At 72.5% G+C, this 9,519-nt stretch carries 9 protein-coding genes; 3 read left to right on the top strand and 6 right to left on the bottom strand.

What is annotated here, in order from left to right; all coding sequences use genetic code 11:
- Positions 1-75: 75 nt before the first annotated feature.
- The 4 genes from ACFWVV_RS34900 to ACFWVV_RS34885 form a co-directional block, all read right to left on the bottom strand.
- Positions 76-450, bottom strand: a complete 375-nt coding sequence (locus ACFWVV_RS34900; protein WP_142215978.1) for an RNA polymerase-binding protein RbpA — start codon at positions 448-450, stop codon at positions 76-78.
- A 259-nt stretch (positions 451-709) separates the two neighbouring features.
- On the bottom strand, positions 710-2,059 hold the full coding sequence (locus ACFWVV_RS34895) for an MFS transporter (RefSeq protein ID WP_384355478.1): 1,350 nt from the start codon (positions 2,057-2,059) through the stop codon (positions 710-712).
- 53 nt (positions 2,060-2,112) lie between these two features.
- The gene (locus tag ACFWVV_RS34890) at positions 2,113-2,883 is read right to left on the bottom strand and encodes a glycerophosphodiester phosphodiesterase family protein (protein WP_384355480.1); all 771 of its coding nucleotides are present in this window, start codon (positions 2,881-2,883) and stop codon (positions 2,113-2,115) included.
- The gene (locus tag ACFWVV_RS34885) at positions 2,880-3,590 is read right to left on the bottom strand and encodes a YitT family protein (protein WP_384355482.1); all 711 of its coding nucleotides are present in this window, start codon (positions 3,588-3,590) and stop codon (positions 2,880-2,882) included. Before ACFWVV_RS34885 ends, ACFWVV_RS34890 begins: the two co-directional genes overlap by 4 nt.
- A gap of 100 nt (positions 3,591-3,690) precedes the next feature.
- Between ACFWVV_RS34885 and ACFWVV_RS34880 the strand changes: the two genes are divergently transcribed.
- Positions 3,691-5,193, top strand: a complete 1,503-nt coding sequence (locus ACFWVV_RS34880) for a PLP-dependent aminotransferase family protein (RefSeq protein WP_384355484.1) — start codon at positions 3,691-3,693, stop codon at positions 5,191-5,193.
- Between the two features lie 112 nt (positions 5,194-5,305).
- Here the strand turns inward: ACFWVV_RS34880 and ACFWVV_RS34875 are convergent, their stop codons facing one another.
- Complete coding sequence (locus ACFWVV_RS34875) at positions 5,306-6,871, bottom strand: hypothetical protein (RefSeq protein ID WP_384355486.1); 1,566 nt, start codon at positions 6,869-6,871, stop codon at positions 5,306-5,308.
- A 36-nt stretch (positions 6,872-6,907) separates the two neighbouring features.
- Complete coding sequence (locus ACFWVV_RS34870) at positions 6,908-7,102, bottom strand: hypothetical protein (RefSeq protein WP_018534760.1); 195 nt, start codon at positions 7,100-7,102, stop codon at positions 6,908-6,910.
- Positions 7,103-7,359: 257 nt separating this feature from the next.
- Between ACFWVV_RS34870 and ACFWVV_RS34865 the strand changes: the two genes are divergently transcribed.
- On the top strand, positions 7,360-7,752 hold the full coding sequence (locus ACFWVV_RS34865) for an ankyrin repeat domain-containing protein (RefSeq protein WP_384355488.1): 393 nt from the start codon (positions 7,360-7,362) through the stop codon (positions 7,750-7,752).
- Between the two features lie 281 nt (positions 7,753-8,033).
- The gene (locus tag ACFWVV_RS34860; protein WP_384355490.1) at positions 8,034-9,452 is read left to right on the top strand and encodes a HEAT repeat domain-containing protein; all 1,419 of its coding nucleotides are present in this window, start codon (positions 8,034-8,036) and stop codon (positions 9,450-9,452) included.
- Positions 9,453-9,519 lie beyond the last annotated feature (67 nt).

Here is a 9,519-nt window from a genome sequence, read left to right as displayed (position 1 = left end):
ACAGCACACTCGGTGTCCCGGAGCCCCGCGGCTCTTGCGCTGTACTTCTCCAGTGGCCCTTCGCCGGCTATGGCGTCAGGCGGACTTGCGGCTGTCCCGCGGATGCACCGCGATGTTCATGGCGCCGGAACGCAGTACCGCGAGCCTTTCGGCCAGGACCTCTTCGAGTTCCTCGCGGGTGCGTCGCTCCATGAGCATGTCCCAGTGCGTTCGCGCGGGCTTGCCCTTCTTCTCCTCCGGCCCATCGCCGTCCACCAGGAGTGCCTGGGTCCCGCAGACCTTGCACTCCCACTCCGGCGGAATTTCCGCTTCCACGGAGAAGGGCATCTCAAAGCGATGGCCCTTCTCACATGCGTACTCCACCGCCTGGCGCGGGGCCAGATCGATGCCGCGGTCCGTCTCGTAGCTGGTAACCACGAGCCGCGTACCGCGGAGAGCTCGCTCACTCATGAATCGTGCCTCCCGGGCTTGTCGCCCACAGGACAGGTGTTGTCGCTGTCGTCGTCATCCGGTCAACGTCCGGTCGGCGGTAAAGATTCCCGTTGCGGGTCAGTGCGTCGCCCGTCGTGCCGCCCCTTGTTGTACCCACCAGTGACCGCTTTGTCACATCTGACATCAGATGTGACCCCTACTTTTTCCTGCGCAAGCACGCAGTAACGGTCCGCCTGGTAAGCCAAAGGCGTACACTACCGGCCTTTTACTTCGAGGTCTAAATTCTTTCCGGTACGGGGTTTCCCGCCGCCTCCACGGCCCTCCTCACGGGTACCCGCGCGAGCAGGATGAACCCCACCACGAAGAAGGCCACCAGGGAGAGGATGGCGTTCCGGTAGCTCCCCGTCAGCTGGAAGGCCAGACCGAACACCAGTGGCCCCAGCCAGCTCATGCCCCGGTCGCTCATCTCGTACGCGGAGAAGTACTCGGCCTCCTTGCCGCGCGGCACCAGGTGCGAGAACAGCGAGCGGGACAGCGCCTGGCTGCCGCCGAGCACCAGCCCGATCGCCGCCGCCAGCAGGTAGAACCCGGCGGGCGCCCCGGCAGGGAGGAAGTACCCCGCGCCGATCGTCAGCGTCCAGGCGACGAGCGAGACGAGAATGGTCCGCTTGGCGCCGAACCGCTGGGCCAGCCGGCCCATTGCGAGCGCCCCGAAGACCGCCAGGACCTGGACCAGGAGGATGGCGGTGATGAGGGTGGTCTGGTCGAGCCCCAGCTCCTCGGACCCGTAGACCGAGGCCTGCGAGATCACCGTCTGGACGCCGTCGTTGTAGACCAGATAGGCGAGCAGGAAGGACAGCGTCAGCGGGTGGCGGCGCATGTCCTTGAGGGTCGCCAGCAGCTGCCGCCAGCCCTGTCCCACGGACGCCCGGGCGCCGTCCGCCGCCACCTTGCGGTCCCGCAGCCGGCGCAGCGGGATCAGGGCGAAGGCGCCCCACCACACTCCGGCGGACGCCAGGCAGATCCGTACCGCCGCCGACTCGCTCACGCCGAAGGACTCGTGACCGGTGTACAGCACCAGATTGAGCACCAGGACGAAGGCGCCCGAGGCATAGCCGAAGGCCCAGCCACGGGAAGAGACCCTGTCCCGCTCCTGCGGCGTGGCGATCTGCGGCAGATAGGCGTTGTAGAGCGCCATGGACACGGCCAGCGACGCGTTGGCGACGACCAGCAGTGCCGCGCCCAGCAGATAGCGGTCGCCCTCCAGGAAGAACATGGCGGCGGTCGCGGCCGCACCCAGGTACGCCGCGACGGCAAGCAGCGGCTTCTTGCGCCCGGTGCGGTCGGCGACCGCACCTGCCATGGGCATCAGCACGACCGCGACGATCACCGACAGGGACACCGCGTACGCGAACAGGGAGCCCGCCCGCACCGGGATGCCGAGCGGGTGGACGAAGCCCTCCGCGTCCGCGGCGGCCTTGGCGACCGTCGTCAGGTACGGGCCGAGGAAGACGGTCAGCACGCTCGTCGAGTAGACGGAGCACGCGAAGTCGTAGAAGTACCAGCCGCGCTGTTCGCGCCCGCGCTCCACCGCGTCCTGCCGCGGTTCCCCCGCTCCGGCTTCCACCGCGCCCCCTGTCCGTCCCCGTCACGGCGCGCGCACGGGCCACGGAGGACCGCTCAGGCCCAGGCCCCGCGCTCGGTCAGCACCGACCGCAGCGTCGCGATCCGGTCCGTCATGATGCCATCCACACCGAGATCGACGAGCGCGGCCATCCGGTCCGCGTCATTGACCGTCCATACGTGGACCCGCAGGCCGAGCGCGTGCGCCGTCGCCACGAAGCGCCGGTCCACCACACGTACCCCGTTCTGGGTCTCCGGCACCTGGGCGCACACCGCACCGCGCCGCAGCGGAGCGGGCACGCCCAACGAGCGCAGCCGCAGTGCGAACACTCCGCGCACGCCGTACGACGTCGCCAGGCGCAGCCCCGCGAGGCGCTGCGCCCTGGCCACCCGGCGCTCACTGAAGGACCCGACGCAGACCCGGTCCCAGGAGTCCGTACGCCGCACCAGGTCCAGGAGCGGGAGCAGCGCGGGCTCCGCCTTGACGTCGATGTTCCAGCGGGCCTGCGGGAACTCTTCGAGGAGCTCCTCGAAGAGCGGCAGCGGCTCGGTGCCGGCCACGCGCGCGTGGCGCACCCGGTCCCAGGGGAGCTCCGCGATCCGGCCGGCGGTGCCGGTGACCCGCTCCAGCGTCGGGTCGTGGAAGGCGACCAGCTTCCCGTCGGCCGTGGCGTGGACATCGGTCTCGAAGTACCGGTAGCCCTCAGCGGCGGCGCGCCGGAAGGCGGCCGCGGTGTTCTCCAGCCCGTCGGCCGCCCCGCCGCGGTGGGCGAAGGGGACGACCGGGCCCGGATGGTCCAGGTAGCTGTGCCGGGGTGCGCGGTTCACCCCGGCAGTATCGCCTTCCCGGGTTCCTCCCCGGTGACCGGCTCCGGGGGACCGGACGGGGCGCCGTCCGCGCGCCGGGCCGGGCCCGCGTCCGTCACCGGAGCCACGGCCGGGGCGGGGACGGCGAACAGCCGCAGGAAGAACTGGGCGAGCGGGCCGATGGCCAGGGCGTACGCGAGGGTGCCCACGCCGACGGACCCGCCCAGCAGGAATCCGGTGGCCACCACCGCTATCTCGATGGCGGTACGGACCAGCCGGACCGAGCGTCCGGTCAGCCGGTGCAGACCGGTCATCAGGCCGTCACGCGGCCCCGGGCCGAACCTGGCCGCGATGTACAGGCCGGTCGCCACCCCGTTGAGAACGACGCCGAAGGCCAGCAGGGCGATCCGGGCGGTGAGGGAGTGCAGTGCGGGGATCAGGGCCAGCGTGCCGTCCATCGCGATGCCGACGACGAAGACGTTGGAGACGGTGCCCAGGCCCGGCCGTTGCCGGATCGGTATCCAGAGCAGCAGCACGGCGGCCCCGACGACGATCGAGACCACCCCGATGGTGAGACCCGTGCGCTCGGCAAGACCCTGGTGCAGTACGCCCCAGGGTTCGAGGCCGAGCCCCGCGCGCACCAGCACCGCCGAACTCACTCCGTACAGCGCGAGCCCCACGTACAGCTGCGAGAGCCGTCGGGAGAGTTCTGTGGATGACCCGGACACGTGGCGCCCCTTGGGTAGTGGTGGTGGACCGGCCCGTGACACTCTGTGGCCCGTAAGGACGAGCCATCCATGGCCAATCCGGGGAAGGTGGACTGAAATCATGGCGCAGTGGACTTCGGCGGTGGGGGCGGCGCAGCTCGCCCGGCAGCTCAGCTCCCAGCAGTCCCGCCCGGCAGGTCCTCACTCCCGCAAGCCGCCCGCCTACCGGGCGCTCGCCGACGGGGTGCGGTTGCTCGTACTGGAGGGCCGGGTGCCGGTCGCGGCGCGGCTGCCCGCCGAGCGCGAACTCGCGGTGGCCCTCGCCGTCAGCCGTACGACGGTGGCCGCCGCCTACGAGGCGCTCAGGGCCGAGGGCTTCCTCGAGTCGCGCAGGGGCGCGGGCAGCTGGACGGCGGTTCCTGCCGGGAACCCGCTGCCGGCCCGCGGCCTGGAGCCGATGCCGCCGGAGTCCCTGGGCAGTGTCATCGACCTGGGCACCGCCTCCCTGCCCGCACCCGAGCCGTGGCTCACCCGCGCCGTCCAGGGGGCCCTGGAGGAGCTGCCGCCGTACGCGCACACCCACGGCGACTACCCGGCGGGACTGCCGGCCCTGCGGCAGACGCTCGCCGACCGGTACACCGCCAAGGGCATCCCGACGATGCCGGAACAGATCATGGTGACCACCGGTGCGATGGGCGCCATGGACGCGATCTGCCACCTCTTCGCAGGACGCGGCGAGCGGGTCGCCGTCGAGTCGCCCAGTTACGCCAACATCCTCCAGCTGATGCGCGAGGCCGGGGCCCGGCTGGTGCCCGTCGCCATGGCGGAGGGGCTGACCGGCTGGGACCTGCCGCGCTGGCGGCAGGTGCTGCGGGACGCCGCCCCCCGCCTCGCGTACGTCGTCGCCGACTTCCACAACCCCACCGGCGCCCTCGCCGACGAGGACCAGCGCCGGGCACTCGTGGAGGCGGCCAGGTCGGCGGGCACCGTGCTGGTGGTCGACGAGACCATGACCGAACTCCACCTGGACGACGACGCCGACGAGATGCCGCGGCCCGTCTGTGCGTTCGACCCGGCGGGCAGCACCGTGCTGACCGTCGGGTCGGCCAGCAAGGCGTTCTGGGCGGGGATGCGCATCGGCTGGGTCCGGGCCGCCCCGGAGGTCATCCGCAGCCTGGTCTCGGCACGCGCGTACGCCGACCTCGGCACGCCCGTCCTGGAGCAGCTGGCCATCAACTGGCTGCTGAGCACCGGGGGCTGGGAACAGGCGGTGACGCTGCGGCGCGGCCAGGCCAGGGAGAACAGGGACGCCCTGGTCACGGCGGTGCGCCGGGAGCTGCCGGACTGGGAGTTCGACGTACCGGCCGGCGGCCTGACCCTGTGGGTGCGCACCGGCGGCCTGTCGGGCTCGCGGATCGCCGCGGTGGGCGAGCGGGTCGGGGTACGGGTGCCTTCGGGGCCCCGGTTCGGGGTGGACGGGGCCTTCGAGGGCTATGTGCGGCTGCCGTTCACCGTGGGCGGCCCGGTGGCGGACGAGGCGGCGGTGCGGCTGGCCGCGGCCGCACGGCTCGTCGAGTCCGGGGCGAGCTCCGGGGCGGAGACACCGCGGACCTCCGTGGCGTGAGCGCGGCACGGCGGGGGGCCGTGCTCAGCGCCCCGTCCGGACGCGCGGAGCACGGCCCCCCGCCGCCCTCAGCGCCTCCGTCCGGATGCGCGGACACGGCCCCTCGCCGTCCTCAGCCCTCCGCGGGCACCGCCGTCTCCAGCTCCTCGGTCTCGTCACTCTCCTCGGCCGGCAGGGACCGCTCCGGCAGCAGGTCCAGTACGGCCCGGCGGTGCGACTCACTGGTGGCGTCGTCGTACGGGTCGGGCGTGGCGGGCACTTGGAGGCGCATCACCGGACCCGTGCCGAGCCGTGCGTAGCCGCGCCCCGGCGGGACGTCCGGGGTCGGCGTGGTGTGCGGCGGCACGCCGAGCACCTCCGCGACCTCCTCGGGGGATGCGGGGCCGAGCACGGCACGCGCCCGGGTGTGCGCGCGCAGCGAGTCGCCGAGGGTGTCCAGGGTGTCGAACTGCTCGGCCACCACGACCGTCACATTGGCGGCCCTGCCGTGCCGCAGCGGCACCTGGAGCAGCTGTTGCGGGTCGGCGCGGCCGCCGGCGACCGCCAGGTGCCCGAAGACGCTCGGCCGGTCGAGCAGGATCCACAGCGGACGCCGGGTGTCGTCGGGAGCGGGACGGCCCGCCTGCCGGGCCAGATTGGCGGAGATCAGCCGCCGCTCGGTCTCCGCCGACGCCCACTCCAGGCTCGCCAGCGCGCCGGACAGTCCGCACTCGACGGCCAGCACACCGCTGCGGCCTGCGAGGCACGCGAACTCGCCGGTGCCGCTGCCCTCGGCGATCAGGACGTCGCCGTCCGCCAGGGCCTGCAGGGCGATCGACCGCAGCAGGCTGGTCGTCCCGCTGCCGGGCTGGCCGACCACCAGCAGGTGCGGCTCGGTGGAACGGGGACCCGTCCGCCAGATCACCGGGGTGGCGTCGAACTCCTCGTCGTCCCCGTGCACCGGCACCGTACGGGGTGCCGCGCCGGGGTCGGTGAAGCCGAGGACGGTCTCGCCGGGGGCCGTGACGAAGCGCTGGGCGGCGATCGTCGTCGGGAGCGCCTCCAGCACCGTCATGACGAGCTGGTTGCCCTCCTCGTCCCAGTCGAAGCGGTACTCGCGCCCGCGCCCGGACTTGGCGCGCAGCAGGTGCTCGATGCGGGCCCTGGAGCCGGCCTCGCCGTCGGGGAAGTACGCGGGATAGCGGATCATCAGCTGCGAGGGACGGCCGGAGCCGTCGAAGGCGTACTCACTGAAGGCCTTGTCCCACTCGCCGCCGTGCGCGAACAGCGGCTCGGGGTCGTCGGGGACCGAGAAGTACGGCACCAGCGCCTCGTACAGCGACTGGAGCCGTTCGGTCTCCGCGGGGGTGGGGCCCGTCTGCACGGGCGCGCGCTCGTGGCCCTTCCAGGCGGCCGCGGCCATCACCGTGATCAGGGCGAGCAGCGGCCCGTACGGGATGAGCGCGACCACCAGGACGACGGAGCCCACCAGGAACAGCGCGGGACCGCGCTTCTCCTTCGGGGTGCCCGCCCATCTGGCACGACCGGCCGCGGCGAGCTTGCGCAGGCCGCGGCTGATCGTGATCAGCGGATGGAGCACGTCCGTGGCGCTGTCGGCGGCAGTGCGCGCCAGCTCGCGGCTGCGGGCCACCGAGACACTGCTGCTGCTCAGAATGCGGGGGAGGGGACGCCGGGCCACGTCGGACTCCTGAGGTGGGGGTGGGTGGAGGTGGGGTCAGAACTTGATCCCGCCCAGAAGGCTGGCGAGGCTCGCTCCTCCGGCCTTGATGCTCGGGGCGATGGCGGTGCCCGCGAGATAGAAGCCGAAGAGGGCGCAGACCAGGGCGTGGGACGCCTTCAGTCCGTCCTTGCGGAAGAACAGGAAGACGATGATGCCGAGCAGCACGACACCGGAGATGGACAGGATCATGAGAGTTCTCCTGGTTGAGGGGGACAGTCACCATGAGTCCTTCCAGGCTCACAGAAAGTATCCGTGCCGCAAATCGTGCAGTCGGGTTAAATTTCGTATTTTTCACTGCATTGGCAGAGCCGGACGGCCTCGCGCTGATCTTTGCCGTCGGGAGACCGGGTCATGTCGCAGGAGCGGCCAGTACCCTGACGATTCACTCGTACGGCTCTCCCGCCGTGCGCCCCTGGTCACGGCATGTGAAAGGCAGGCTGCCCGCGATGAGCGAAGCTCCGGACCCCGAGGTCGTCGAACTGGCGACCAAGATCTTCGACCTCGCCCGGCAGGGTGAGGCGGAGGCCCTCGCCGCTTACGTCGACGCGGGTGTCTCCCCGGACCTCACCAACGACCAGGGGCAGACCCTGGTGATGCTCGCCGCGTACCACGGCCACGCGCGCGCGGTGGAGGCGCTGCTGACCCGCGGCGCAGACGCGAACCGGGCCAACGACCGGGGACAGACCCCGCTCGCAGGCGCGGTCTTCAAGGGTGAGGACGACGTGGTCCGGGCACTGCTCGCGGGCGGCGCCGACCCGGCGGCCGGGACGCCGTCCGCACTGGACACCGCGCGGATGTTCGACAAGAAGCACCTGCTCGAGCTGTTCGGCGCACGCTGACCGCTGCTGGGTAGGGGAGTCCGGGGGGGGCGTCGTAAATGTGGTCGCGGTGCGGAAATGGCTGGGCCATCATGACGACGGATTCACAAACACCAGGTGCGGGCACGAGTCGCCGCATTACGGAAATGTGGAACGGGCCCACTCCGGGCCACCAACGAGAGGCAGAGGAAGATGGTCTACACCAAGCAAGAGACTGTGACGGGCGGCCCAGCATGTTGTCGCGCGGCGTAGGCACGGCATGATTCCCGGTTGCGTCGACAGCTTGATGTGAGGCTTTTTCCATGTTTGATCCAGTCATAGCGCCGAGCGGCACCTTGCTCGGCCTCCTGCAGAGGGGCCGGGGTGACGGCACGCTGCACGCGCTCGCCGCACCCCGCCCGGAAGCCCTCGCGGCCCTGCACCACTGCGTGACCCACGACCCCCGCCACGACTGGCAGGTCGAGAACCGGTCGCTCTACTACGCCCGCCTCTACCTGGACCTCGACGGCGGCCTCGAAGAGATCGAGCAGCACCTCTTCGACGCCGACGACGTCCTGGACACCGACGAGAACCGCACCGGGCTCGCGCTCGCGGTCCTCGGCCACCTCGCCTCCTACGGCAGGGACGACGCACTCGTCCTGCTGCGCAGGTACGCGAGGACCGGCGCCAACTGGGCGTGGGCGCTCGACGAACTCGCCCTGCGCGACGACGACGGCGGGCTGCGCTCCCTCGCCGGGCCGGTGCTCTCGCGGTTCGCCGCGTCCCCCGAAGGGGACGCGGAACTCGCCTCGGCCGTGCGCGACGCCTACGAGCCCAGGCCCTGGCGGCTGTGGGCCGAGGACCCGCGCGCTGCCGTCGGCGGCCGGGTGCGCGCGGCGCAGGAACAGGGGTCCTTCGACCGCTGGCAGCGCCAGATGCGCCCGGCGGGGCCCCGCCCCGAGTGGAGCGTGGACGCGGTGCTCGACTGGGCACACCGGGGGCTGGAGCGCGGCGCCGTGCTGCACGTGCCGGCCGCCCGCTGCCTGTCGGCCGTCGCGGGACCCGAGGACCGTGCCACGATCCTGCGCGCCGCCCGCAGCGGTGCGGACGGAGCCCGCGGCACGGCGTTGCACTACCTGGCCCAGTCGCGCGACCCCGCCGTGCTCGATCTGATCGAGGACGCCGCGCAGAGTCCCTCCGCCACCGTCGCGGAGGCCGCCGTCGCCGCCTTCGAGCGGATGTGCGGGCCCGAGGCGGTGGACCGGGCCCGGGGCTGGGTGCACCGCCCCGACGCCCTGGGCGCGTCGGCAGCGGGCGTACTGGCCTGCCGGGGAGGGGCGCAGGACGCCCCGCTGGTCCTCGGTGCCCTGCGCGACGCCGTCCGGGCCGAAGGACCCGACGCACCGAGGGTGTGGCCCCTGGTGGACGGCTCCGGCCGCCTCGGCATCGCGTCCGCTGCCCCCGTACTGCGCCACATCTACCGCGAGACCGCCTCCTCCCACCTGCGGCAGCGCGCGGCGGGCGCCCTGGCCGCCACCGATCCGTCCTTCGCCTCCGGCTTCGCCGTCGAGTGCCTGTGGGACTGCGAGGAGACGACGCGCGAGATCGCCGCACGGCACGCCGAGACCGGCGACGCCCGCGTGGCCGACCGGCTGCGCAGGCTGGCGGCCGACCCGGCCGAGGAGGCCGAGGTGCAGACCGCCGTACGCAGCAGGTTCGGGCCCGACGCGACCGCCGTCTGAGCGGAGCGGCGGCCGGGGGGGGGGGGTGAGGGGGCGGCTGGGGGACAGCCCCCCCCCGGCCGGCCCC

The sequence above is a fragment of the Streptomyces sp. NPDC058663 genome (genome assembly GCF_042716745.1).
Classification (GTDB): Bacteria; Actinomycetota; Actinomycetes; order Streptomycetales; family Streptomycetaceae; genus Streptomyces.
This window is presented reverse-complemented; position numbering and strand designations above follow the sequence as displayed.

What these genes read in the sequence shown, in the direction of transcription:
- ACFWVV_RS34900 (WP_142215978.1), bottom strand. Translation starts at nt 450, where the DNA reads ATGAGTGAGCGAGCTCTCCGCGGTACGCGGCTCGTGGTTACCAGCTAC.
- ACFWVV_RS34880 (WP_384355484.1), top strand. Translation starts at nt 3,691, where the DNA reads ATGGCGCAGTGGACTTCGGCGGTGGGGGCGGCGCAGCTCGCCCGGCAG.
- ACFWVV_RS34870 (WP_018534760.1), bottom strand. Translation starts at nt 7,102, where the DNA reads ATGATCCTGTCCATCTCCGGTGTCGTGCTGCTCGGCATCATCGTCTTC.
- ACFWVV_RS34865 (WP_384355488.1), top strand. Translation starts at nt 7,360, where the DNA reads ATGAGCGAAGCTCCGGACCCCGAGGTCGTCGAACTGGCGACCAAGATC.
- ACFWVV_RS34860 (WP_384355490.1), top strand. Translation starts at nt 8,034, where the DNA reads ATGTTTGATCCAGTCATAGCGCCGAGCGGCACCTTGCTCGGCCTCCTG.